This is a genomic window from Dokdonia sp. MED134 (genome assembly GCF_000152925.2).
Classification (GTDB): Bacteria; Bacteroidota; Bacteroidia; order Flavobacteriales; family Flavobacteriaceae; genus Dokdonia.
Map to the genome: position 1 here is coordinate 1,368,680 of NZ_CP009301.1, position 24,247 is coordinate 1,392,926.

The 24,247-nt window shown below is 38.2% G+C and carries 26 protein-coding genes; 13 read left to right on the top strand and 13 right to left on the bottom strand.

The window, feature by feature from the left end:
• Positions 1-3: 3 nt before the first annotated feature.
• Positions 4-939: a lipid A-modifier LpxR family protein gene (locus tag MED134_RS06120; RefSeq protein ID WP_021778242.1), complete on the bottom strand. Its 936-nt coding sequence runs from the start codon at positions 937-939 to the stop codon at positions 4-6.
• 126 nt (positions 940-1,065) lie between these two features.
• Here MED134_RS06120 and miaB point away from each other — a divergent pair, with 126 nt between their 5' ends.
• The 7 genes from miaB (at position 1,066) to groL (ending at position 7,893) form a co-directional block, all read left to right on the top strand.
• Complete coding sequence (gene miaB / locus MED134_RS06125) at positions 1,066-2,520, top strand: tRNA (N6-isopentenyl adenosine(37)-C2)-methylthiotransferase MiaB (protein ID WP_021778241.1); 1,455 nt, start codon at positions 1,066-1,068, stop codon at positions 2,518-2,520.
• Positions 2,521-2,622: 102 nt separating this feature from the next.
• Complete coding sequence (locus MED134_RS06130) at positions 2,623-3,891, top strand: sigma-54 interaction domain-containing protein (RefSeq protein ID WP_021778240.1); 1,269 nt, start codon at positions 2,623-2,625, stop codon at positions 3,889-3,891.
• Between the two features lie 49 nt (positions 3,892-3,940).
• The gene (locus MED134_RS06135) at positions 3,941-4,453 is read left to right on the top strand and encodes an LptE family protein (RefSeq protein ID WP_021778239.1); all 513 of its coding nucleotides are present in this window, start codon (positions 3,941-3,943) and stop codon (positions 4,451-4,453) included.
• Complete coding sequence (locus tag MED134_RS06140) at positions 4,453-5,367, top strand: hypothetical protein (protein WP_021778238.1); 915 nt, start codon at positions 4,453-4,455, stop codon at positions 5,365-5,367. Before MED134_RS06135 ends, MED134_RS06140 begins: the two co-directional genes overlap by 1 nt.
• A 6-nt stretch (positions 5,368-5,373) precedes the next feature.
• On the top strand, positions 5,374-5,718 hold the full coding sequence (gene secG, locus MED134_RS06145) for a preprotein translocase subunit SecG (RefSeq protein WP_021778237.1): 345 nt from the start codon (positions 5,374-5,376) through the stop codon (positions 5,716-5,718).
• 163 nt (positions 5,719-5,881) lie between these two features.
• On the top strand, positions 5,882-6,157 hold the full coding sequence (groES, locus tag MED134_RS06150; protein ID WP_021778236.1) for a co-chaperone GroES: 276 nt from the start codon (positions 5,882-5,884) through the stop codon (positions 6,155-6,157).
• Positions 6,158-6,258: 101 nt separating this feature from the next.
• A complete protein-coding gene (gene groL / locus MED134_RS06155) occupies positions 6,259-7,893 on the top strand; it encodes a chaperonin GroEL (protein ID WP_021778235.1) in 1,635 nt (544 codons plus the stop codon).
• Positions 7,894-8,010: 117 nt separating this feature from the next.
• Here the strand turns inward: groL and MED134_RS06160 are convergent, their stop codons facing one another.
• From MED134_RS06160 to xrtF, 11 genes are all read right to left on the bottom strand, one after another.
• Positions 8,011-8,211 (bottom strand): hypothetical protein, encoded by a 201-nt coding sequence (locus tag MED134_RS06160; protein WP_021778234.1) that lies wholly within the window; start codon positions 8,209-8,211, stop codon positions 8,011-8,013.
• Entirely contained in the window at positions 8,208-8,975 is a 768-nt protein-coding gene (locus MED134_RS06165; protein ID WP_021778233.1) for a heavy metal translocating P-type ATPase, read from the bottom strand. Before MED134_RS06165 ends, MED134_RS06160 begins: the two co-directional genes overlap by 4 nt.
• Positions 8,975-9,865: an NHL repeat-containing protein gene (locus MED134_RS06170; RefSeq protein ID WP_021778232.1), complete on the bottom strand. Its 891-nt coding sequence runs from the start codon at positions 9,863-9,865 to the stop codon at positions 8,975-8,977. Before MED134_RS06170 ends, MED134_RS06165 begins: the two co-directional genes overlap by 1 nt.
• A 1-nt stretch (position 9,866) precedes the next feature.
• Complete coding sequence (locus tag MED134_RS06175; protein WP_021778231.1) at positions 9,867-10,496, bottom strand: heavy-metal-associated domain-containing protein; 630 nt, start codon at positions 10,494-10,496, stop codon at positions 9,867-9,869.
• A gap of 12 nt (positions 10,497-10,508) precedes the next feature.
• The gene (locus MED134_RS06180; protein WP_021778230.1) at positions 10,509-11,276 is read right to left on the bottom strand and encodes a hypothetical protein; all 768 of its coding nucleotides are present in this window, start codon (positions 11,274-11,276) and stop codon (positions 10,509-10,511) included.
• 140 nt (positions 11,277-11,416) lie between these two features.
• Positions 11,417-11,833, bottom strand: coding sequence for an HYC_CC_PP family protein (locus MED134_RS06185; protein ID WP_148305633.1), 417 nt, complete (start codon positions 11,831-11,833; stop codon positions 11,417-11,419).
• A gap of 69 nt (positions 11,834-11,902) precedes the next feature.
• Positions 11,903-12,934, bottom strand: coding sequence for a transporter (locus MED134_RS06190; protein ID WP_021778228.1), 1,032 nt, complete (start codon positions 12,932-12,934; stop codon positions 11,903-11,905).
• A gap of 99 nt (positions 12,935-13,033) precedes the next feature.
• A complete protein-coding gene (locus MED134_RS14695) occupies positions 13,034-13,414 on the bottom strand; it encodes a hypothetical protein (RefSeq protein ID WP_052084148.1) in 381 nt (126 codons plus the stop codon).
• A 42-nt stretch (positions 13,415-13,456) separates the two neighbouring features.
• On the bottom strand, positions 13,457-14,020 hold the full coding sequence (locus MED134_RS06200) for a DUF3347 domain-containing protein (RefSeq protein ID WP_021778226.1): 564 nt from the start codon (positions 14,018-14,020) through the stop codon (positions 13,457-13,459).
• Between the two features lie 36 nt (positions 14,021-14,056).
• The gene (locus tag MED134_RS06205; RefSeq protein WP_021778225.1) at positions 14,057-14,488 is read right to left on the bottom strand and encodes an exosortase F system-associated membrane protein; all 432 of its coding nucleotides are present in this window, start codon (positions 14,486-14,488) and stop codon (positions 14,057-14,059) included.
• Positions 14,481-15,029 (bottom strand): exosortase family protein XrtF, encoded by a 549-nt coding sequence (gene xrtF / locus MED134_RS06210; protein WP_038597311.1) that lies wholly within the window; start codon positions 15,027-15,029, stop codon positions 14,481-14,483. The genes MED134_RS06205 and xrtF overlap by 8 nt, the downstream gene beginning before the upstream one ends.
• Before the next feature lie 32 nt (positions 15,030-15,061).
• Here xrtF and MED134_RS06215 point away from each other — a divergent pair, with 32 nt between their 5' ends.
• Positions 15,062-15,517, top strand: coding sequence for a GAF domain-containing protein (locus MED134_RS06215; protein WP_021778223.1), 456 nt, complete (start codon positions 15,062-15,064; stop codon positions 15,515-15,517).
• A gap of 76 nt (positions 15,518-15,593) precedes the next feature.
• Here the strand turns inward: MED134_RS06215 and MED134_RS06220 are convergent, their stop codons facing one another.
• Positions 15,594-16,856 carry an ABC transporter permease gene (locus tag MED134_RS06220; RefSeq protein WP_021778222.1) on the bottom strand — a complete coding sequence of 421 codons (1,263 nt, stop codon included), beginning with the start codon at positions 16,854-16,856 and terminating at the stop codon, positions 15,594-15,596.
• A 170-nt stretch (positions 16,857-17,026) separates the two neighbouring features.
• On the opposite strand from MED134_RS06220, the gene purH reads away from it, so the two are divergent.
• From purH to rodA, 5 genes are all read left to right on the top strand, one after another.
• Positions 17,027-18,559 (top strand): bifunctional phosphoribosylaminoimidazolecarboxamide formyltransferase/IMP cyclohydrolase, encoded by a 1,533-nt coding sequence (gene purH / locus MED134_RS06225; protein WP_021778221.1) that lies wholly within the window; start codon positions 17,027-17,029, stop codon positions 18,557-18,559.
• A 109-nt stretch (positions 18,560-18,668) separates the two neighbouring features.
• Positions 18,669-19,697 (top strand): rod shape-determining protein, encoded by a 1,029-nt coding sequence (locus MED134_RS06230; RefSeq protein WP_021778220.1) that lies wholly within the window; start codon positions 18,669-18,671, stop codon positions 19,695-19,697.
• 14 nt (positions 19,698-19,711) lie between these two features.
• The gene (mreC, locus tag MED134_RS06235; RefSeq protein WP_021778219.1) at positions 19,712-20,557 is read left to right on the top strand and encodes a rod shape-determining protein MreC; all 846 of its coding nucleotides are present in this window, start codon (positions 19,712-19,714) and stop codon (positions 20,555-20,557) included.
• A 492-nt stretch (positions 20,558-21,049) separates the two neighbouring features.
• Positions 21,050-22,918 carry a penicillin-binding protein 2 gene (gene mrdA / locus MED134_RS06245; protein WP_021778218.1) on the top strand — a complete coding sequence of 623 codons (1,869 nt, stop codon included), beginning with the start codon at positions 21,050-21,052 and terminating at the stop codon, positions 22,916-22,918.
• Positions 22,918-24,177, top strand: a complete 1,260-nt coding sequence (gene rodA / locus MED134_RS06250; RefSeq protein WP_021778217.1) for a rod shape-determining protein RodA — start codon at positions 22,918-22,920, stop codon at positions 24,175-24,177. Before mrdA ends, rodA begins: the two co-directional genes overlap by 1 nt.
• The last annotated feature ends 70 nt before the right edge of the window (positions 24,178-24,247 follow it).

Here is a 24,247-nt window from a genome sequence, read left to right on the forward strand (position 1 = left end):
AATTTAAAATCGTCTGGCAAACTCAAAGGTTACGTACTGACTTCTTCCCTCTCTTTTGGTTTCTTTGGCTCTAAATTTATAGATCATACGGTAGGTGTTGCGATGCGCTCGATAGACACCTCCTGCCTTAAAAGAAAAAACTACTGGCACTGCAGGTAAGGTAAAAGGAGAACCATCACCTAGTGGGTTACCTTCTATAAGCGCATTAAGCACTACATACTCAACTCCTACACCGCCTACACCATAAAATTCTGTTGTGTTTCCTACTTGACCATATGCACTAGAGGTACTCACTTGCGCCCTATCACCTATGTATAAAAGTGCTTCTTGACGTGCATACATTCTTCTTGAACCTATAGCCACAGAAGATTGTAGTGCAGCGTTTTTAAACAGATTAGAATTAGGCAACTCATAGTCCTTTATATAATTTCCATAAAGATTAATGTGTGTACTATTTGCAATCTGGCCAGACCATACGGGCATAAATGCCCCTATAAGTCTGTGATAATTGAGCTGTAAGGTACGCGCTCCAGATTGCTCTCCAGCAAGACCTATCTCAAGACCCACAGTATACAAGCTATTTTTCTGAGCTTTTGTAAGATTAAACCTTGCAAATAAATAGCCCGCATAAGGTCGCTCTAAGCTGTCAAAGTTTTCTACAAATAGCTCACGTGGTGTATAAGTCTCTTGACCTATGATGATATCATATTGTAACGGCGACTCTTGCGTATTTTTAAAAATAAAATCCTGTTCTACCTTTCTACTATATCTCAAAAAGCTTCCCGCGGTATAATAACGGTCTATTGCAAAAAGAAAGTCATTATCGTGTTGTATAGAAAACTCTTGTGTATACAGTTGCGTAGAAGCAGGCTCGATATCTTGAGACCAAGCCTGATGCGTGAGTATACAAACTAAAATAGGGAGTAGCTTGAGTTGCAATTTTTTAATTTTTGCTACAAATTACGAGAATTTATGTCAATTCTAAACGCCTGCCACTTTGTCACAATTCTTTATTAACTGTATCTTTGCATAATCCTTGACAACGTATTCAGGACGATTAAGCAGATGGAAAAAATAATAGACGAGCATAAACAAGGGGAAGCGCTTACACTAGAGCGAAAACTCGAGAACAGTAAAAAACTTTTTATTGAAAGTTACGGTTGCCAGATGAACTTTGCAGATAGTGAAGTGGTGGCTTCTATACTTGCAAATGAAGGATATAACACCACTCAAAATCTTGAAGAAGCAGACCTCGTACTTGTAAACACGTGTTCTATACGTGAAAAGGCAGAGGTTACTGTAAGAAAGCGACTCGAAAAATACCAAGCCGTAAAGCGCAAACAAAATCCTACAATGAAGGTAGGCGTGCTAGGCTGTATGGCAGAGCGTCTTAAAAGCAAATTTCTTGAAGAAGAAAAAATTGTAGATCTCGTTGTAGGTCCAGATGCCTATAAAGACATTCCTAATCTACTAAGTGAGGTAGAAGAAGGGCGTGATGCTGTAAACGTTATCCTTTCTAAAGAAGAAACGTATGGTGATATCTCACCAGTGCGATTACAAACTAACGGAGTTACCGCTTTTGTATCTATCACACGTGGTTGTGATAATATGTGCACATTTTGCGTGGTACCATTTACAAGAGGTCGTGAGCGTAGCCGTGACCCGCAATCTATACTAGAAGAAGTACAAGATCTAGCAAATAGAGGATTTAAAGAAATTACCCTACTGGGTCAAAACGTAGATTCTTACCTATGGTATGGCGGTGGCCTTAAAAAAGATTTTGACAAAGCCAGTGAGATGGCAAAGGCTACTGCGGTAAACTTTGCACAGCTTATGGATATGGTGGCTAAAGCACAGCCTAAAATGAGAATACGCTTCTCTACCTCAAACCCTCAAGATATGACGCTAGACGTTATAGAAGTGATGGCGAGCCATAAAAACATCTGTAACTACATACACCTACCGGTTCAATCTGGTAGTGACAGAATACTCAAGCTTATGAACCGCCAGCATACGGTAGCAGAGTATAAAACGCTTATAGATAATATAAAAAACCTTATTCCAGACATTGGGATAAGTCAAGATATGATAACAGGTTTCCCCACAGAGACCGAAGAAGATCATCAAGGCACACTAGACCTTATAGACTACGTAAAGTATGACTACGGTTTTATGTTTTATTATTCTGAACGCCCTGGAACCCTTGCGGAACGTAAAATGGAAGATGATATTCCGCTAGAAATTAAGAAAAGAAGATTGCAAGACGTCATAGACTTACAGCGTGAGATCTCAAGAAAAAATCTATTAAGATATCAAGATCAAACCATAGAGGTATTAATAGAGAAAGAGTCTAAAAAGAATAAAGACGAGTGGAGCGGTCGCAATGACCAAAACGTAGTTGCCGTTTTCCCTAAAGGTGATTATAAAGTAGGTGATTTTGTAAACGTAAAAGTAAATGAGTGCACTACTGGAACGCTAATAGGAGAGGCTGTTGGGTATGCAGATTATTGGCAGAACTAATGTAGACTAATACATTTTAAAGGGCTTAATTACGCTTTCGCGAAAGCGTAAAAACAACCATCACAAGCGAGCGCTGTGACACGACAAACGAGTTAAGTAATTATGGAAGGAATACAAACCACAAAACAAAGATTTGGTATTATAGGAGATAATCCTGGGCTTAATCGTGCAATCGAAAAAGCAATACAAGTGGCGCCTACTGATATATCTGTACTTGTTACGGGAGAGTCTGGGGTAGGTAAAGAAAGTATCCCCCGCATTATACACTCGCTTTCACACAGAAAACATAACAAGTACATCGCCGTAAACTGTGGAGCAATTCCAGAAGGAACGATAGATAGTGAACTTTTTGGCCACGAGAAGGGAGCTTTTACCGGAGCTACCTCCACTAGAAGTGGCTATTTTGAAGAGGCAGATGGTGGTACCATTTTTCTAGATGAAGTAGGAGAATTACCGCTGCCTACACAAGTGCGCCTTTTAAGAGTTTTAGAAAATGGAGAGTTCTTAAAAGTAGGGTCTTCAAAAACACAAAAAACAGATGTACGCATTGTCGCTGCAACAAACGTAGCAATGTTTGATGCCATAGAAGAAGGAAAATTTCGTGAGGATTTATATTACAGATTAAGTACTGTAGATATTGCTTTGCCACCATTAAGAGAGCGCAAAGGCGATATACACCTATTGTTTAGAAAGTTTGCTTCAGACTTTGCTATGAAGTATAAGATGCCTACCATACGCCTAAGTGATGAGGCTATACAACTACTCGTGCAATATAGATGGAGTGGTAATATAAGACAACTACGCAACGTAGCTGAACAGATATCTGTACTTGAGACTAACCGCGAGGTAGACGCTACGACTATAAGAAACTATTTACCAGATACAGGATCTAGACTTCCTGCGGTTATAAAATCACAAGAAAAATCAGACTTTTCTAACGAGCGAGAGATTCTTTACAAAGTGCTTTTTGATATGAAAGCCGACTTAAATGATCTCAAAAAGCTCACGCTCGAGCTTATGAAAAATGGCAACACGCAAGATGTACGTCAGGAGAATGAAAGTCTTATAAACAAGATTTATAATGATGACCAAGACGACTCTTACGAGACGGTAGAAGAAGTGATGGATGTATTACAGATACCTCAAAAATCACAACAAGCCTCTACTCCACCCCCTACAGAGCAGACAGTAGACCCATATCACTTTGCAGAGGAGATAGAAGAGGAAGAAACTTTATCACTACACGACAAGGAGCTGGAACTTATAAAGAAATCACTAGAGCGTCACAAAGGAAAACGTAAGGCTGCCGCACAAGAACTAGGTATAAGCGAGCGCACGCTTTATAGAAAAATCAAACAGTTTGATCTATAACCTTAGGCTTGTACATTCAATTTTTAAACCGCATCTTCGTTATCTACATATGAATTCTATAAAAAGCACCTTACTTATTATCTTATTTGCACTTGGCTTCCAGAGTTGTGGTGTGTACTCTCTAAGTGGAGTTTCTATTGTAAATGAAGAAACTTTTGAAGTTCGCTTTTTTCAAAATGAAGCGGCCATTGTAGAACCCGGTATAGACCGCGAGTTTACAGAGCAACTTAGAGATATTATACAAAACCAGTCTCCCCTAGTATTAACAAATACTAATGCAGACGTTATTTATGAAGGTGAGATTGTAGAGTACTACATTGCGCCACAAGCCTCAACCTCAGAAAATACAGCTGCTCAAAACAGATTAACCATTACTATAAACGTGCGTTTTTATAACAACACGCAAACAGACGGTGAATATGACTTTGAGCGTAGGTTTTCTTTCTTTTCTGACTTTACCGGCACGGCACAACCCGTGGGTAGTGTACTAGACGCTGCTATAGACGAGATTTATGAACGTATAACTCAAGATGTTTTTAACGCATCACTTGCACGCTGGTAATGAATACAGAGCAATACACATACCTGCTTGAACATCCAGATAAAATCACGGCAGAAGAAACTGCAACTTTACGTGATATCGTAGATGCATTTCCATTTTTTCAGAGTGCTCAAGCACTCTACCTCAAAGGATTAAAAAACCAAGAAAGCTTTGCTTATAACAAGGCCCTAAAGCGTACTGCTAGCCACACGTCTGACAGAGCTGTGCTTTTTGACTACATTACGTCAGAGCGTTTTTTACAAAATGACGTAAGCGCACAAATCAAAGAGCAAGAGACGGCACTACGCAACCTTATTATCACAGATATAGAAGACGTATCTACCATACTTGATGAAGAAGAACAAGCTAAAGCTTCTAAAATACTAGACCCAGATCTCTTTGTAGAAAAAGTAGACTCTGAGATGACAAGAGCGAGAGCAGAAGAGACCCTTCAAGTAGGAAAACCATTACCGTTTACTAAGTCTGAGGCACACTCTTTTAGTGAGTGGTTACAGCTTTCAAGCTTCACTCATATTGATCGTTCTCAAGATGAGACAGTTCAAACAAAAACCAACGACACTAAAAAAGTTATTGCAACACCTAAAAGTGAAGATAATAACGAAACCCAAACTTCTGTACAAGAAGATAATAGCAAGGAGCGCAAGCGCAAAATCATAGATTCTTTTATAGAAACAAATCCCAAAATAAGCGCATTAAAACCTGCTAAGTCAGAAAAAAAGAAGATTATTAAAGAATTACCATATTCTTCTGAGTCTTTGATGACAGAGACTTTAGCGCGTGTTTATGTAGAGCAAAAAAACTTTAAAAAAGCAAAACAAGCTTACCGCATTTTAAGTTTGAAATATCCAGAAAAAAGTGGTTTCTTTGCAGACCAAATTCGAGCAGTAGAACAACTCGAGCAACAAAAAGATTAAAATATTATGAGTACTACGTTTTATATATTTTTAGCACTAATCGTTATTGTAGCATTTTTACTAGTAGTGGTTATTATGGTACAGAATCCTAAAGGTGGCGGACTTTCTTCTTCTTTTGGAGGTGGCGGTACACAGCAAATGGGTGGTGTTCAAAAAACTACAGACTTTCTAGACAAAGCAACGTGGGCTCTTGCAACCATATTACTTATCCTTATACTTGCTAGTAATCTAGCTATTTTTGATGGTTCAGTAACAGCAGAGTCACAAGTATTTGATGCAGATGCTGTAGAACAATCTACTTCTGCACCAGCACCGGTAAGTTTACCAGATACAGACGGGGGAGACCAATAAGTCTCATATTAAAATATTATAAAAAGCCAGCTTTACAGCTGGCTTTTTTGTTTTATGCAATTTTGTCAGTGCATAATCACTGGCATAATTTCTGCCATTTACGCTAGCGTAACTTACAGAGGTTACAACTAGAATCAAACTTTATAACTTAAATTAAATACCAATGGCAATTAAAATTCAACCATTAGCAGACCGCGTTGTAATAGAGCCTGTAGCAGCAGAAACTCAAACAGCATCTGGTTTATATATTCCAGATAGTGCACAAGAAAAGCAACAAAGAGGTAAAGTAGTTGCTGTAGGATCTGGAACAAAAGATCATACGATGACGGTTAAAGTAGGTGACACTGTGATATACGGAAAGTATGCAGGTAGTGAACTAAAATTTGACGGAGCAGATTATATGATTATGAAAGAGGATGATATCCTTGCAATTGTATAAATAGGTATTCGCTTTCGCGAAAGCGTATTAAGAAAATTAAAATATTTTAAACATAGCGCTTAGAGCATACAGCTTAAAGCCTTTGAAAAAGTAAAAAGAAAATGGCAAAAGACATTCAATTTAATATAGAAGCACGCGACGGATTAAAGCGTGGTGTAGATAAACTTGCAAACGCAGTAAAAGTTACTTTAGGACCTAAAGGTCGTAACGTGATTATTTCAAAATCTTTTGGAGCGCCACACGTAACAAAGGATGGTGTAACTGTAGCAAAAGAAATAGAACTAGAAGATGCTCTTGAAAATATGGGAGCACAGATGGTAAAAGAAGTTGCTTCAAAAACTAATGACCTTGCTGGTGACGGTACAACCACAGCAACAGTACTTGCACAAGCTATCGTTACAGAAGGACTTAAAAACGTAGCTGCTGGTGCAAACCCAATGGATCTTAAAAGAGGTATTGATAAGGCAGTAGAGGCTATCGTTGCAGATTTAGAAAAACAAACTGCAAAAGTGGGCAACTCTTCAGACAAGATAAAGCAAGTAGCATCTATCTCTGCAAACAATGATGAAGTGATAGGAGAGCTTATCGCAGAAGCTTTTGGAAAAGTAGGTAAAGAAGGTGTTATCACTGTAGAAGAAGCAAAAGGAACAGAAACGTATGTAGATGTTGTAGAGGGTATGCAGTTTGATCGCGGTTTCCTTTCTCCATACTTTGTGACAAACAGTGAGAAAATGAGTGCAGAGCTAGACAGCCCGTATATCTTACTATTTGACAAGAAGATTTCAAATATGAAAGATTTACTTCCTGTGCTTGAGCCTGTGGCACAAACAGGAAAGCCACTTCTTATCATTGCAGAAGATGTAGATGGAGAAGCACTTGCTACACTTGTGGTAAATAAACTACGTGGTGCTCTTAAAATTGCTGCTGTAAAAGCACCAGGTTTTGGAGATCGTCGTAAGGCTATGCTAGAAGATATTGCTATCCTTACTGGAGGTACTGTAATCTCAGAAGAGAGAGGCTTTACACTAGAAAACACTACGCTAGATATGCTAGGTACTGCAGAGACAGTAACTATAGATAAAGACAATACAACTGTTGTAAACGGATCTGGAGACTCAGATATGATTAAAGCTCGCGTAGGGCAAATCAAATCTCAAATAGAGACTACTACATCAGACTATGACAAAGAAAAACTACAAGAGCGCCTTGCAAAACTTGCAGGTGGAGTTGCGGTACTTTACGTAGGTGCTGCCTCTGAGGTTGAGATGAAAGAGAAAAAAGACCGTGTAGATGACGCTTTACACGCAACTCGTGCCGCTGTAGAAGAAGGTATCGTTGCCGGTGGAGGTGTTGCTCTTGTACGTGCAAAGAAGTCTCTTGACAAAATCAAAACAGAAAATGCAGACCAAGAGACTGGTGTGCAGATCGTAAACCGTGCGATTGAGTCTCCACTTAGAACGATTGTTTCTAATGCTGGTGGTGAAGGAGCCGTGGTGATTTCTAAAGTACTAGAAGGAAAGAAAGACTTTGGTTTTAACGCAAAAAATGGTGAGTACACAGATATGCTTAAAGCTGGAATTATCGATCCTAAAAAAGTAACACGTGTAGCACTAGAAAATGCTGCTTCTGTTTCTGGAATGATTCTTACTACAGAGTGTGCACTTACAGACATTAAAGAAGATGCTCCAGCAGCAATGCCACCTATGGGAGGAGGCGGAATGCCAGGAATGATGTAATGGCGAATCGCCATAGATATTTATGAGCTACTCTCGGAGTGGTTCTAAAAATCAAAAACCTCTGCTTTTCGGCAGAGGTTTTTTTATGGTTCTTGTTACGCTTTCGCGAAAGCGTAATTACTTCTTTACAAATTGCCAGATAGAAATACTCACCAAAACAAGCAATAAAGGGACAAGCAGCAGAAGGTCTAGACGTGTCTCAAAAGAATTAGACAATCCGTTTACCGAAATAAATTCCTGCATATTATACTCCCAGACTAAGTAGAGCGTAAATACAATCAAAGTGCAAATTTGTACTGCTGTGAGTTTCTTTTTCATAAAAGGTTTGTAAGCATTATAACCGCCATTATAATCATAATAGCATTTTCAATAAATGTTGCTTCTGTCATAGGTAGTTTAAGTGCCGTACCTAGACAAGCACATTGTATCTCTTTCTTACTCAACAAACTTCTAGTCACACCTACCGTTGTGATACCTAGTATGACAATAGTAAGCACAAGTGCTATGGCTATTTGTAGTCGCATTAAAAACATAAGTCCCAGTGCAAGCTCTATAAATGGATATACATAACCATATCCAGGTACGGCCCCTGCCAGCGGATCATACATCGCAAAGCTTGTTTTAAATCCTTTAATGTCTAAAAATTTAAAAAAACTAAAAACAACATAAAACAACCCCATAAAATCTAGCATTGCTTGATCCCAAAGACCATCTTTAAAATGAAGTAATACGGCTGCTCCAGTTATAAACAGAAAGATAAGAAAGAGCGGCTTGAGCTGTTGCAATTTTGACTCGCTTGCTTCTTGCGTAGCCGTCTCATTACTTGCAAAAACACCAGTGCTCTTCTCTTGGGTTTCACTCTCTGCTTTAGATTGTTCCTTTAATGATATACGATACTTTTCTGGCAATGCACTTTTTAAATGATCAAGTGTCACCTCGTCGTCCATTGTAAGGATAGCCTCTTCGTTTTCTAAGGAAACAGTAGCCTGCGAGACGCCGGCTATTCCGGCAAGCTTCTGCTCTACTCCAGTACGACAACCATTACAGGTCATTCCCTTAATTGTATAAGCTGTTGTTTTCATTAATCCTTATGATCTTCGTGGTCGTGATGATCATTATGAGTATCGTGACCTTCTTGACTACTTATTTCAACTTCTTGCTGGGTGTAGAGACTTAACGACTTGCCTTTATAATTTGTCACATACAACACCTCATCGATTATAATTAAATCTGTAGGTTTTGAAATATCTGTATCAAGCACTTGCTTGAGACTTCCTTCTAGATCAAAAACAAGTACTCTATCGTTTTCAAAATCTGTTGTATAAGCATTAGTATCTGATACAAAGATTCCCGTCGCTGCATTCATCTTTTGGTCTTCACCTATGGTTTTAAGATGATTGCCTTTTTTATCAAACACCTGCAACCTATTATTATAAGCATCTGCCACCCATATATTACTTTCTGTTAAGTGCACATCTGTAGGATAATAAAAATCTCCATCTGCTTTTCCTTCTTTTCCAAAGGTGATCCAATCGTTAGAATTTTCGGTGTAATGCACCTTGTTATTATAAAAATCTGCAATGGCAATTTCAGCACCTTTAATCGCTACCCCAGCTGGAGCATCAAGACTGTCCCAGGTACGAACGATTTCTTTTTCGCTTTCGCGAAAGCGTAATATCTCATCATTACCATATTGAGGTATAACAAGCATCTCGCCTTCTGAGGCGATGTGCATAGGTCTGTCTAGTGAGTCTATTGTATTTAAAACTACACCGCTATTATCTATTAACACCAGCCTATTACGATCTCCATCACTGAGCCAGATTCCTTTTTCGCCTTGAGCGATACCTATAGGATTTACATCTGCTAGCGCAATGGTTTTACTATGTACCCAGCGTATTTCTGTTTGTTTCTTTTCTTGACAGCTGGCTATAAGCATCGCTGTCAATATTATAATTATATACTGCTTCATACTATTGATCTAATCGTTCATATTTACAACATCCAGGTAGGTCTGCATAAGCCTCATCTGTAGCTTTATGAGCTTTTGTGTCGTGGCCTATTCTTGCAATTTCAGACTGAATACCATCTAGCGTGACCTGGCTCTTGTCATAAGTCACCTTCATCATTTGTAACTCTTGTTTCCAAGTGGCATCTGTAACACCAGGTATGTTACCTGCTGCATTTACAATACGTGCCTCACACATACCGCATTTACCTGCGACAAGCACTTGCTGGGTCACTACCACACTCTCTGCAGAGAGCTCTGTTGTATTTGCTTCATTTGTTTCTACAGTACCATCTGCTCTTGTAATTTTTGAAGTGATAGGTGTATAACCCGCCTTTTCTACTTGCTTTACAACAGCCTGCATTGTAAGATTCTTTTCTGATGGGTATTGAAAAGAGAAGTCTCCTGTCTCAATATCTATCGCTACTTTCTTTATTCCTTTAAATTCTTTGAACTTCTTTTCTAGTCCGTATGCACAAAATGGGCAACCTAGACCGTCTACTTGTACTTCAAAGGTGTCCATTGTTTTTTGCGCTTTCGCGAAAGCGGAAACCATCACAACCGCTACGAGTACTATTATTGCTTTTATTTTCATCTGTATTTATTTTTAAAATGTATATCTAGTGCCTAAAAAGACACTGTAATTTAATGCTCTATTTTCTGGAATATCTTTTATAAGTGGCAACTGAACTGCTAGATCAAAAGTGACCGTTTTAAGCGCATACTGTATACCCTGAGCATACAGTAATTGATACCAATCTCGATCTGTGAGCCACGAGCTTGTGTACTCAAAATAAAGGTTGACTTGCTTGTTTGGGTATTGCGGTTTAAGCAACGGTAACCCTACGCCAAATTTTGCTCTAAGTTCATCTTGATTACCATCTGGAGCCCAGTTATAGCCTATCTCTGTTGAGATTCCATACTTTAAGGTTTCTAGTCCAGAAACTATGCCATAATAGCCTTGATATTCTCCAGTGCTGAGCTCTAATAAGTCTAGCTCCTTACCGGTGGGTAAGGTTTGAATAGTTTTAGCCACCATACGCCAGGTTCTACCTGTACCGTCCTTTCTAAAAAACTGGTATTTACCCTGTACTTTTATATCTGCCAGCGTGCTACCAGAGCCTGCTCCATCTAGATCGTAACTTAAATAGGGTATGTGCAAAGCCACTAAAGAGTTAGACGTAGGAAGATAATGCAACATTAAAGGTACATATACAGCGGTACCTCTATCATTATTCCTTATCTCAGTGAGTGTCTTTGTGGTAAAGCTGTTCCCGCCTAGCATTATGGGCTTATCTGCCGTTATAGGTGGGCCTTGAGCAAGAACTTTTACAAGCACTAGACTCAATAATGTAGTGAAAATTATTTTTTTCATTAGTATTTGATTTTCCTCTAAAAGACTGAGGTTAAATTAATTAAATAAACGTTTTATTCAATTTAAAACGCGTTAAATAATTGCGTATCAAGATATTGATACGCAAAAGACCATCCGCCAGTGCGGAGACTTTTAATAAATCAAATTAGGTATTGCTCAAAGAGCTCTTGGTAATCTTGCGTTATAAGTGGTGGCAAGTACCTGTCTGTTATTACTACTTTTTTTACAACTGTATCAAATAGTAATAAGTAAGTGTGCGTGTAAGCCTCAATAAATTCAAGATTCTCTAGCGAGAAATCTTCAAAGTGATGTTTGAGCTCATCTTGTGCGTCAAGCACAGTTTCTTGATCTGAACAGCATTCCATTTTTTTAGAATGGTCATCACCATATTTGTGAGTAAGTGCTGCTTGCATCTCACAAGCTTGTGCCTCTCCAAAAATGCTTACATCTACAAGATGCTCGCCACAATAATGCTTTGACACCGTAAACGACATCGTAGACCCTAGCACTAATACCGCTAGAAGGACAGACATTATATTTTGGAAAATTGCTTTCATATCTTATTACAAAGATACAAAAAAGCCCCTCGTGCATCACGAGGGGCTCTTAAATCTATATTAAATCTACTATAAAGTATACTGCAAGCCGGCAGTAATTGTTTCCTTGCGCTTAAGCTGTACACCATTTACGTCTTGTAAAAGTGGTGTTGCAAACTCAAACCCAAAACGTACATTTTTGAGTGTTCCTTTATTTGCATAAAGGTTAAAGCCTAGACCTCCATCTATATAAGTACCACCAGAGTTTCTAGTATCTGCAGTGATTACCATAAGCGGATTTAAATCTGGATTTGCACCATCTATTTCCGAAACGACAGTTCCTTTTACTCTTGCAGAAAAACTAATCCAATCTGTTGCCTTGTAAGCCACCCAGTTATTTAGAGTATAGCTATTACCTAAACGGTAGTCGCGATCATTAGTACCCGTGCACACTACAGCATCTAGCTGGTTACCTCCAGAAAAAGAGTCTGACTGCCAGATATAAGTCGCACCTAGTAATGCATCTAGTGTACCACCACCTAACTGCATAGGGTAAGGCAATATAACTTCATTACCCATAGAGGCAGGCGTTACGTCCATCTCATCTATACTACCCGTAGGCAGCGAGACCCCCACCTTTGCGTGTAGCTGCTGTCTGTTTTTATTAAAAAGTGTAACTAGGGCAGAGATTTTAAGATCTGAAATGCCACTAGATGAAGTTTCAAAATTTCCTCCCATTGCAGTAAGGTGCTCCATATCTATAGATGTATATCCTAGCATTGCAGCTAGTGTTACTTTATTTGATACGGCATACATACCTCCTAGCATATGCATATTCATAGGCATATCTGTAGGAGTTACCATATACTCCCCACCATTAGGAAGTAATACACTCTCAAAACTTACATCATCACTCCCTCTTTTAAGGTCGTTCATTTGCATATTCATATATCTATAAGAAATCATAAACTCACCTTTTTTATGTGTATGATCTCCCATTACAGAGATAGGTGCGTGACCATCTGGACGATTACTTGACCAAGGATTTTGAGTTTCAGTTTCTTGTGCGCTTAGTACTGTGGTCATTGCTATAGCTAGCAAAGCCATTATAAAATTTTTCATTATTATGTGTAAATTATTTCATAGTAAAATGAGCATATCCCTTTATAGAGAATGCTTAAGGTTTTGAACAGTACATATACGTACCATTCTCGTAAATAACTATACTGATAGTTGAGGAGGCCAATCTATATCAGATTGATATGAGGCTACTTTACCCTCTATTAGCGGGTAAGAATTCTGAGTGTAACTACTTACTAAGGAGGTTATAGTAAATGACTGTTCCGACTGAAAGTATAAGGGGTAAAATGCTTCTACAATACGTATACTCAGATTCTCATTACTACTATCTGAAGTATCTAGTGACAGCTGCTTAGATAAATAACATTTACCGTTACACTGTAACTTGGGTTTATCTTTATTTACACAATACGTCTCTACTATATAATCTATATTAAGCTCATAGTATAGAACATTGCCTACGTTCATAACTGGACGTAGTGCAAAAATAGAAAAGAGTATAAGTGCGTAAATTGCTTTCAACAGGTAGATCTGTTATTGGCAAGGAATATATTAAACAAGTTCTTATTGTATCTCCTTATCTACTACGCCGCACTTAAGCATTTTATCACCGTAGTAAGGATTGCGTATTTCTTTAGAATCTGATAACCAGTAAGCACCTTTACCTTCAAAGGCCATAGGGCAATATTGCTTTATGAGTGATCCAGTTGCAAGTTGACCAGAAAGGTATACCTCAACACTTTTTGACACATCCTCAAAAACTTCACGTTGCTTATCTATATTAGTAGATGTAGCGATTTGATCTAGATCAGATTTTAAAGCAGAAAAAGCATCTGCACTAGGCACTACAGTAAGCATCTGGCTAAAATCTTTTGCGACAGATGCTGCATCTTCTGCATCTGTATTTACAAAAGCCCCCTTAAGATTTAAGTAAGCACGATGTACTTGCGTAGCCTCTTCTGTTTTAAAAGTCACCTCAACAAACTCTTCTGTCACATTAAGATCTCCAGTAGAGGTTATTACTGCCGTATCACTATGTTGCGACGGTGCTGTTTTTACTTCTGCCTCTTGATGTTGCTTACAAGAAAATAACGCGATTGCGATGGCTACAAAAAATACATTTTTCATTTGCTAGGGTTTTAACCCTGCAAAAATACAACGTACTCACTTATTTACCTTGCGGTAATAAAAAAATGCCGGCAATAATAAGAAAACAAGTAATGGCTGGATTAAAAAACGGCGCACATAAAAAAGCCCCATATACTCAGAGGGTGTATGGTGATGTAATAAAATATAGTAAACGATACTGAGCACAATAAAAACAACTGCATAAAATACAATCGTAAACTTAATAATACCCCTATCTCTAAAGACAGCCCACAGCAAGCCCAGCGACAACAGCATATTTAACAAGTATCTAAATAATATATGCGCCATTAACTTCCCTTTTGCAAAAGTAGGTAGTGGCGTGTTTTGATAATCTCCGTGAAAATAATCTATGAGAGGATCGTAGAAGAGTACGCTTTCGCGAAAGCGTATAAAAAGCAACCCAAACAGGCATAGCACAGCTAGCAACATATAGAATACCTTATGCATCTTTTACAGGTTTTTTATACGAGTTTATCCAGCCTAACCACAGCAAGAATACGGTGCCATAAATAACCGCCGGAAAGATAGTGCCGTGTAGTACATCTGCATATGCTGGGTATTCATAAATACCTATTGTAAGTAAGGCAATGCGCAAGACATTCATACCATAGAGAAGTACGACTCCTCCAAAAATGAAAAGTAGTGTTCTTTTTACATCTCCAAAAAATGCAAGCATAAACGACACAAAAAGCAGCATCACACTTACGGCATTACAACCTTCTACTACGCGAGCGAGGGTTTTACCGTCCATAGTGAGATTCATTGCGGGCTCCCAGGTACTAGGTTCTACCTTCATATCATACCCAAAAGCAGTAATCAACGCCTGACTTTGTTTTGCAACGTTATGTGTAATATAATCGGGGAAATAGCGACTACTAGCCCCATAGGTTAAAAATAGTTGGTAAAGCGACACGAAAACCAAATAACTTCCTATAAATATGGCTAAAAATCGGAGGACGGGCTTATATTTGCGGACTAATTTGAGCAAGGGATGTTTTTAACGTCTAAAATACAAGAAAAATGGCTTTTGAAGATTTAAAAATACAAGTAAGCAGCATTGCCTCAAATAATGAAGGCAGTGCAAAGGATAAAATGACAGCAATTTGTAAGCTGTTACAAGAACATATAGACTACTATGACTGGGTAGGTTTTTATATGGCAAACCACGAGGCACGCACGTTGCACCTTGAAGCTTTTGCTGGAGAGCCTACAGACCATACAGTTATACCTTTCGGAAAAGGAATTTGCGGTCAAGTAGCAGAGTCTAATGAAAACTTTGTAGTTCCAGATGTTAAGGCGCAAGATAATTATATAGCCTGCTCCATCACTGTTAAGAGTGAGATAGTAATCCCACTTTTTAAAGATGGAAAAAATATAGGCCAGATAGATATAGATTCAAATAAAGTAGACCCATTTACTAAGGCGGATGAAGATTTTCTGGAGTTTGTAAACGAGAAAGTAGCTGCTCTTCTATAAGACCGCTATTACTTTAAAGCAATAAACCCCTTACTAATCTAATTAGTAAGGGGTTTATTATTTTATATACATAATACTACATCCCTGTTCTAATTGCCTCTACAGGGTCTAATTTTGAAGCTCCTATAGCGGGTACAATACCAGCTATAATCCCAATAACAAAAGTCGTAAACAGACCTAAGAAGATATTATCAAAAGAAAGCACAAACTCAAAATCACCGGCTATTTTTGAAACATCTAGCAACCAGACGACTACTTGTACCATTATTAAACCTATTAGCCCTCCAAAAATAGAAAGTAAGATAGACTCAAAAAGAAATTGAAATAATATAAATCTACGCTTTGCTCCTAGTGCTTTTTGTATACCTATAAGGTTGGTACGTTCTTTCACACTCACAAACATAATATTTGCGATACCAAAACCTCCTACAAGTAATGCAAAGCCTCCTATACCCCATCCTACTCCTGTAAGAAAGCCTATAATATTATCTATAAAAGCGGTAAATCCTTTAAGCTGGTTAATAAAGAAATTACTCACCTCATCGGTTTTAAGCCCTCTTTTATTTCTAAGTTTCTGTTCGATTTGAGCCACATAAGCCTCGTCATCTACATCTTCTTTTGGCAATAAGACAATTTGCGGAAATGTTGACCTGTTATTATCTCCATAGATTCTTCGAGCAAGATTTACGGGCACAACTACGATCTCATCTTTTGAGTCACCACCAAAACCGGCTCCTTCTTTTTCTAATACCCCTATAACAGTAAGCTTGCGACTATACATTCTTATTTTCTTACCTCTAGGGTCTACTCCTTCTCCAAAAAGTTTGTTACGTATCTCATTACCTAGTACTACAACACTCGCACCACTGTTAGACTCAGAAGCATTAAAGAACCTCCCTAACTCAAATTGTAAAGATTCTATTTCAAACCATCCTTCTGTAGTAGCTCCTACACCTATATTTTCTAACGTTACATCATCATATTTTATAGTTTGAGGAGGCACACTAAGTACATATGTACTTGCTTTAGTATCTGGTACCGCACGCTCTAAATATTGAAAATCTTCATACTCCACAAGCGGGAATTGTTCTCGCTTCCATCTAGGCACTTCTGTAGGTCCAAAGGAAACGTGACATAAAATAATAGTACTTTGGTCTAATGCAGATAGGCTGCCTTTTATCTCTCTTTCTAGAGAATCTACAGCGGCTAGCACCCCTATAATAGAAAAGATTCCTACCGTTACACCCATTAGTGAAAGAAAGGTACGGGTCTTATTATTGCGCAAAGCATTTACAGCAAATCTAAAACTCTCCCCTAAGGCTCGAAAATATATAAGCATTGATTGATTTTATCTAAAGATACGAGTAAGACGTCACTCGAGATAAATTGTTACAAAGTAGTTCCATTTTGTTAATAGAAAGCGTTAACAAAAAGTGTTGAAATTGCTATTTTTGACACTTCAAAATCCCATATGCGAGGGAGGACACAAAATCTATCAATAATCTCACAATGAGCACAACAAAAAAAATAGGCGCAGCCCTTATTTCAGTATTTCACAAAGACGGCCTTGCCCCTATCGTTCAGAAACTTCACGAGTACGGAGTAACCCTTTATTCTACAGGAGGGACTGAAAAATTTATTAAAGATTTAGGTATCCCTGTGGTACCGGTAGAAGATGTGACTTCTTACCCATCTATACTAGGTGGTCGTGTTAAAACATTACACCCTAAGGTTTTTGGAGGGATTCTTAACCGTCAGGATCACGATGGTGATGTAAAAGAGATGGCAGAGTATGAAATCCCACAACTTGACCTAGTTATTGTTGATTTATACCCTTTTGAAAAAACAGTTGCATCTGGAGCACCAGAGCAAGACATTATAGAAAAAATAGATATAGGTGGTATCTCACTTATACGCGCCGCTGCTAAAAACTTTAAAGACACACTTTGTGTATCTTCTATGGAAGACTATGCAGAGGTACTAGACATTATCACAAACGGTAATGGTAGCACGACAATGGCAGAGAGAAAACGCTTTGCTGCCAAAAGTTTTGCTGTATCATCTCACTATGACACTGCTATCTTTAATTACTTTAATGCAGATCACGAGATACCAGCACTTAAACTAAGTGCAAATAATGGTAAGACCTTACGTTACGGAGAAAACCCACACCAAAAGGGATTCTTCTTTGGAGATTTTGACGAAGTTTTTGACAAGCTACACGGTAAAGAACTTTCATATAACAACCTTCTTGATGTAGATGCAGCCGTAAATCTTATTTCAGAATTTCAGGGAGAGGCACCTACCTTTGCCGTACTAAAACATAATAACGCTTGTGGCTTTGCACAACGTGACACTATGCACCAAGCTTATGTAGATGCACTTGCTGGTGACCCTACATCTGCTTTTGGAGGTGTACTTATTGCAAACGGTGAAATAGATGAGCCTACCGCTCAAGAGATTCACAAATTATTTTGTGAAGTAGTAATTGCTCCATCATTTACACCAGAAGCTTTAGAAATTCTTAAAGGAAAGAAAAACCGCATCCTTCTTACTTTAAAAAATATTGTACTACCAGAGATGACAGTACGTACTTGTCTTAACGGGACACTTTTACAAGAACGTGATCATAAGACAGACACCGCTGCAGATCTTACTAATGCTACAAACACTCAGCCTACAGAAAAGGAACTAGAAGACTTACTGTTTGCATCAAAAATTTGTAAACACACGAAGTCTAACACTATCGTACTTGCAAAAAATAAACAACTTTGTGCAAGTGGTACTGGGCAAACATCACGTGTAGATGCATTGAGACAAGCTATTGAAAAAGCAACATCCTTTGGCTTTGACCTTCAGGGGTCTGTGATGGCTAGTGATGCATTTTTCCCTTTTCCAGATTGTGTAGAAATTGCAGATAAAGCAGGCATTACTGCCGTGATACAACCAGGTGGATCAATAAAAGATCAACTTACCGTAGACTATTGTAACGAAAACAACGTATCTATGGTAATGACGGGAACACGTCACTTTAAACATTAATAACAAAGAGGGTTAGTATTACGCTTTCGCGAAAGCGTGATGTTAGCCCTAATATTTGTACTTTTAAACAGCACGCTTAAAAACTAACGCATAACGCTTTGATTACCCTATGGGATTTTTTGATTTTTTAACTGAGAATATTGCAATTGACCTTGGTACTGCCAACACGTTGATTATACACAATGATAAAGTAGTAGTAGATAGTCCATCTATAGTTGCTCGAGACCGCACGACAAAAAAGATAATTGCCGTAGGTAAAGAAGCTGCTCAAATGCAAGGTAAAACTCACGAAAATATCAAAACCATACGCCCTCTTAAGGATGGAGTAATTGCAGATTTTGATGCTAGTGAGCAGATGATTGCAATGTTTATCAAAGAAATACCAGCACTTAAAAAGAAATTATTTCCACCTGCATTGCGTATGGTAATCTGTATACCTTCTGGAATTACAGAGGTAGAGATGCGAGCAGTAAAGGAAAGTGCAGAGCGTGTAAACGGTAAGGAAGTATATCTTATACACGAGCCTATGGCAGCAGCTATAGGTATAGGTGTAGATATTATGCAACCTAAGGGTAATATGATTGTAGATATAGGTGGAGGTACGACAGAGATTGCCGTAATTGCACTAGGAGGTATTGTATGTGATAAGTCTGTAAAAATTGCAGGTGATGTATTTACAAACGATATTATCTACTATATGCGCACCCAGCACAACCTTTATGTAGGAGAGCGCAGTGCCGAAAAAATAAAAATACAAATAGGTGCCGCTACCGAAGATCTTGAAGTACCGCCAGAAGAGATGAGCGTTCAGGGTCGTGACTTACTAACTGGTAAGCCTAAGCAGGTACAAATAAGCTTTAGAGAGATTGCAAAGGCATTAGATAAATCTATACTCCGTATAGAAGATGCTGTAATGGAAACATTATCACAAACGCCTCCAGAACTCGCTGCAGATATTTATAATACGGGTATTTACCTAGCGGGTGGTGGATCTATGTTACGTGGTCTTGACAAGCGTCTTTCTCAAAAAACAGACCTTCCTGTTTATATTGCAGAAGATCCACTTAGAGCTGTGGTAAGAGGTACAGGTATATGCTTGAAAAATCTAGCTAAGTATAAGAGCGTTCTCATAAAATAGAAATCTCTTAAGCTATGCAACAGATTATCAATTTTTTGATCAGGAATAAAAACTTCCTGCTGTTTGCTTTTTTACTAATGCTGTCTCTTGTATTTACCATACAGTCACACTCGTATCATCGTAGTAAGTTTGTAAACTCTGCAAACTGGTTTACAGGAGGAATATATGGCTCTGTAAGTAGTGCGCAAGATTATTTTAATCTCAAAACCTACAACCAGCAGTTATTAGAAGAAAATGCACGTTTAAGAACTATAGTGAGCGCCACAAAAACTGGCAATGAATCTATAGAAGCCCTTACAGCAGTAAATTCTCCTATCCCAGCAGATAGCACAGTGCAATATGCTTACAACCCAGCTAAAGTCATAAATAACAACTACGCAAAGACTGACAACTTTATCACCTTAAAAGGAGGGGGTTCTAGTAATATCAAAAAAGACCAAGGTGTGATTACGAGCCAAGGTATTGTAGGTATAATAGATAATACATCATCAAGCTATAGTACAGTGCTGTCTATACTAAATTCCAACTTTACTACACAAGTAAAATTAAAAGGCTCTGAACATTTTGGGACACTACAATGGGACGGTAAAAGACCTAATGTGGTTCAAGTAATAGATATGCAACAGCAGGCACCTGTTACAAAAGGAGATACGATTGAGACGAGTGGGAAATCGGCAATATTCCCTAAAGGGATACCTGTAGGTGTGGTGCAAGATTACACGCTAGATAGTAGTAAAAACTTTTACACCCTATCTGTAAAGCTTATGAATGATATGACCAGCCTAGGTCACGTTTATGTTATAGAAAACAAGGCAAGAGTAGAGATTGAACAATTAGAAAACGAGAACTATGAAGAATAATGTTCTCAAGAATATCGTGCGCTTTGTAGCGCTTATGTTTGTGCAAATCTACTTGTTTAATCACATAAACTTTTTGGGTTACATTAATCCGTATCCATATGTATTGTTTCTTTTAGTATTCCCGTTTACTGCAAATAGGTCTCTATGCATATTTATAGCATTTTTAACGGGTCTCACTATGGATATGTTTGGCAATAGTGGTGGTATACACGCTGCGGCTTGTTTATTTCTTGCATATTTAAGACCTCTCACATTACGATTTGCTTTTGGGGTGAGTTATGAATATAATGCCATTAAGCTATCTAAGGTGAGTTTATACGGCCGTTTTGTTTATATATCCATATTAGTTTTGACGCATCATCTTGTTTTATTTTTACTTGAGGTTTTTAACATAAGTAACATACTCTATACCCTAAACAAAACGTTAGTCACTAGTATCTTTACAATCATACTTTGTATTGTATTTAATATCCTTTTCAGCCGACGTATTGAATGAGAAAAGCCTTATTACTTTTTATTGTATTAACGACTGGTATTCTATTTGTATCCAGACTCTTTTACCTGCAAGTTTATGATACTTCTGCAGCCGTATTGTCTGAGAGTAATGCTATAAAGAAGCAGTATGAAATCCCACAACGAGGTCGCATTTATGACCGTAATGGCAAGTTATTAGTATCTAACCAGCCATCTTACGACCTTATGGCGATACCTCGTGAGGTAAAACCTTTTGATACCTTACAGCTTTGTAAGCTGCTTAATATCACAAAAGAAAAGCTTGTAAAGCAATTAGACAAAGCCCGTAAATATTCTCCTAGACATCCCTCTGTAATTGTACCTACAATGTCTCAAGGTGAATTTGCTTACTTAGGTGAGCAAATGCGTAAGTATGAAGGCTTCTTTATACAAAAAAGATCACTTAGAGATTATCAAGTAGATTTTGGAGCAAACTTTTTAGGCTACATACAAGAAGTTCATCAAGGCATTATAGATAAAAACCCCTACTACAGCGGAGGTGACCTTATAGGTAGGCAGGGAGTTGAGCAGCAGTATGAAGATATTTTACGAGGAGAAAAAGGTATTAAATACCTACAGAAAGACCGTTTTAATCGAGTAATAGGCCCTTATAAAGAAGGCGCGCTTGACAAAGAGCCTGTAGAGGGAAAAAACATACACCTCACTATAGACGCAGAGCTACAAAAGTATGGTCAAGAACTTATGAAAGGTAAGCGAGGTGGGATAGTCGCTATTGAGCCCGCTACAGGTGAGATACTTGCCCTTATCACTGCGCCTAACTATGACCCTGCACTTATGGTAGGACGTGAGCGTTCTAAAAATTATTCATTGCTAGATCAAGACTCTATCGCAAAGCCCCTTTATGACAGAGCACTTTTAGGAGAATATGCTCCTGGATCTCCTTTTAAAGCACTCACTGGGCTTATAGCTCTTCAAGAAGATGCAATGGACCTTAATGAGAAGGTATATTGCCACGGAGGTATGCGTTATGGTAGAAACAGAAACTTTGGATGCCACCATCACCGTAGCCCTGTAAGTATGATAGATGGTATTGCATACTCGTGTAATGCGTATTTTGGCACAGCATACCTTAACAGTATAAACAAATACGACACACCACAAGAAGGTATAACAGTCTGGGAAAACCACCTCAAAAGTTTTGGACTAGGGGATTTTATGGGTTATGATTTGCCTATAGGTAAACGTGGGCTCATACCTACTGCAAAGATGTATAATAGAACCTATAATTACCCTAAAAGAAGATGGGGTGCTGCAGCTACGCTATCTAACTCTATTGGTCAAGGTGAGGTGCTTATGACACCTGTACAAATGGCTCACTTTACAGCTACTATAGCAAATAGAGGCTGGTATTACAAACCTCATATTCTCAAAAAAATTGAAGGTACAGATACTATCCCACAAGACTTTACTACAAAAAAATACACTACTATTGACCCACAGCATTATGAGCCTATTATACAAGGTCTTAATGATGTGTACAATTACGGAACGGCAGCTAGCCTTAAAGTACCAGGAATAGAAATTTCTGGTAAAACAGGAACGGCAGAAAATTATACTCGTATAGATGGTAAACGAGTCCAACTTACAGACCACTCTACGTTTGTAGCATTTGCTCCTAGAGAAAACCCAAAAATAGCCATCGCCATTTTTGTAGAAAATGGATACTGGGGCTTTAGATACGGAGGGCGTATCGCATCACTTATGATTGAAAAATACATTAATAAAGAAGTGACTCGCAAAGACCTAGAAAACTGGATACTCACCCACTCTCTAGAAGAAGAATATGCAAAACCACTAAGTGGCGAACCGTTTAGAATTAATTATTAATGAGTAAATTTTCCCGTAACGTTGGCAGTTTTGACTGGGTGCTCATTGTGCTTTATCTTGCTCTAATCAGTATAGGCTGGGTAAACATCTACTCGGCGTCTTATGATCCTACGGTAGAAAGCTTTTTTAGTTTAGAAAATCTATACAGTAAGCAACTACTATGGATTCTACTAGGATTTCTTATCATCTCATTTATACTCTTTTTAGAATCTAAATTTTTTGAACGATTCTCAAGTGTTATTTATATCGCCTCCCTGCTCTCATTATTACTTCTATTTATTTTTGGAAAAACTATTTCTGGGGCTACCAGTTGGTACAACCTTGGTTTTATGAGTTTACAACCCAGTGAGTTTGCAAAAGCCGCAACCGCACTTGCGCTTGCAAAATACCTAAGTGATATACAAACTAATATAAAGACCGTACGTGATCAAGTAAGAGCACTAGCAATTATAGCGCTTCCTGCTTTGATAATTATCCCGCAACCAGACCCTGGTAGTGCACTTGTATATGCAGCGTTTATATTCCCTTTATATAGAGAAGGACTTGCTGCCAGTTACCTCATTCTAGGAGCGTCATCTATCACCTTATTTGTCCTCACCTTATTGATTGGACCTTTATACGTAGCTCTTGCCGTATTACTTATTGCTGCTTTTCTATTTTATAAAAACAGAAAACGAAGACCATCAAAACGTCTTTATCTAGGTATTACCTTTGTGGCTTGCCTCTTTGCCTTTTCTGTAAACTACATTTTTGAAAACATTTTTGAACAACGTCATAGAGATCGTTTTAACATCGTACTGGGTAAAGAAGTAGATGCAAAAAGTATAGGATATAACACACAACAAAGCGAGATTGCTATAGGAAATGGAGGCTGGTTTGGCCGTGGCTTTTTAGAAGGCACGCAGACTAAAGGAAAATTTGTTCCTGAGCAACACACAGACTACATATTTTCTACCGTAGGTGAAGAGTGGGGCTTCTTAGGAAGCACACTAGTTATCGGGCTTTTTATCTTACTTATCTTAAGGATAATTCAACTTTCAGAAAAGCAAAAAAATGACTTCTCTCGTATTTATGGTTATAGTGTAGCCGGTATCTTGTTTATACACTTTGTTGTAAACATAGGTATGGTAGTAGGGCTGCTTCCTACTGTGGGTATACCGCTTCCCTTTTTTAGTTATGGAGGTTCTGGTCTTTGGGGCTTTACAGTACTGCTCTTTATCTTTGTAAAACTAGATGGAAATCGAGTAAATGAGTGGTAGGTTATTCCGCTTTCGCGAAAGCGTAACTTTTATATCTAAAAAAAGCGAGCATTACTGCTCGCTTTTTTTA

What these genes read in the sequence shown, in the direction of transcription:
- MED134_RS06190 (WP_021778228.1), bottom strand. Translation starts at nt 12,934, where the DNA reads ATGAAAAATTTTATAATGGCTTTGCTAGCTATAGCAATGACCACAGTA.
- MED134_RS06185 (WP_148305633.1), bottom strand. Translation starts at nt 11,833, where the DNA reads ATGAAAGCAATTTTCCAAAATATAATGTCTGTCCTTCTAGCGGTATTA.
- rodA (WP_021778217.1), top strand. Translation starts at nt 22,918, where the DNA reads ATGAGTAAATTTTCCCGTAACGTTGGCAGTTTTGACTGGGTGCTCATT.
- MED134_RS06130 (WP_021778240.1), top strand. Translation starts at nt 2,623, where the DNA reads ATGGAAGGAATACAAACCACAAAACAAAGATTTGGTATTATAGGAGAT.
- miaB (WP_021778241.1), top strand. Translation starts at nt 1,066, where the DNA reads ATGGAAAAAATAATAGACGAGCATAAACAAGGGGAAGCGCTTACACTA.
- groES (WP_021778236.1), top strand. Translation starts at nt 5,882, where the DNA reads ATGGCAATTAAAATTCAACCATTAGCAGACCGCGTTGTAATAGAGCCT.
- MED134_RS06200 (WP_021778226.1), bottom strand. Translation starts at nt 14,020, where the DNA reads ATGAAAAATGTATTTTTTGTAGCCATCGCAATCGCGTTATTTTCTTGT.
- MED134_RS06165 (WP_021778233.1), bottom strand. Translation starts at nt 8,975, where the DNA reads ATGAAAACAACAGCTTATACAATTAAGGGAATGACCTGTAATGGTTGT.
- MED134_RS06205 (WP_021778225.1), bottom strand. Translation starts at nt 14,488, where the DNA reads ATGCATAAGGTATTCTATATGTTGCTAGCTGTGCTATGCCTGTTTGGG.
- MED134_RS06230 (WP_021778220.1), top strand. Translation starts at nt 18,669, where the DNA reads ATGGGATTTTTTGATTTTTTAACTGAGAATATTGCAATTGACCTTGGT.
- MED134_RS06180 (WP_021778230.1), bottom strand. Translation starts at nt 11,276, where the DNA reads ATGAAAAAAATAATTTTCACTACATTATTGAGTCTAGTGCTTGTAAAA.
- purH (WP_021778221.1), top strand. Translation starts at nt 17,027, where the DNA reads ATGAGCACAACAAAAAAAATAGGCGCAGCCCTTATTTCAGTATTTCAC.
- mreC (WP_021778219.1), top strand. Translation starts at nt 19,712, where the DNA reads ATGCAACAGATTATCAATTTTTTGATCAGGAATAAAAACTTCCTGCTG.
- MED134_RS06215 (WP_021778223.1), top strand. Translation starts at nt 15,062, where the DNA reads ATGGCTTTTGAAGATTTAAAAATACAAGTAAGCAGCATTGCCTCAAAT.
- MED134_RS06140 (WP_021778238.1), top strand. Translation starts at nt 4,453, where the DNA reads ATGAATACAGAGCAATACACATACCTGCTTGAACATCCAGATAAAATC.
- MED134_RS06170 (WP_021778232.1), bottom strand. Translation starts at nt 9,865, where the DNA reads ATGAAGCAGTATATAATTATAATATTGACAGCGATGCTTATAGCCAGC.
- mrdA (WP_021778218.1), top strand. Translation starts at nt 21,050, where the DNA reads ATGAGAAAAGCCTTATTACTTTTTATTGTATTAACGACTGGTATTCTA.
- MED134_RS06135 (WP_021778239.1), top strand. Translation starts at nt 3,941, where the DNA reads ATGAATTCTATAAAAAGCACCTTACTTATTATCTTATTTGCACTTGGC.
- secG (WP_021778237.1), top strand. Translation starts at nt 5,374, where the DNA reads ATGAGTACTACGTTTTATATATTTTTAGCACTAATCGTTATTGTAGCA.
- MED134_RS06220 (WP_021778222.1), bottom strand. Translation starts at nt 16,856, where the DNA reads ATGCTTATATATTTTCGAGCCTTAGGGGAGAGTTTTAGATTTGCTGTA.
- MED134_RS06175 (WP_021778231.1), bottom strand. Translation starts at nt 10,496, where the DNA reads ATGAAAATAAAAGCAATAATAGTACTCGTAGCGGTTGTGATGGTTTCC.
- groL (WP_021778235.1), top strand. Translation starts at nt 6,259, where the DNA reads ATGGCAAAAGACATTCAATTTAATATAGAAGCACGCGACGGATTAAAG.
- MED134_RS06160 (WP_021778234.1), bottom strand. Translation starts at nt 8,211, where the DNA reads ATGAAAAAGAAACTCACAGCAGTACAAATTTGCACTTTGATTGTATTT.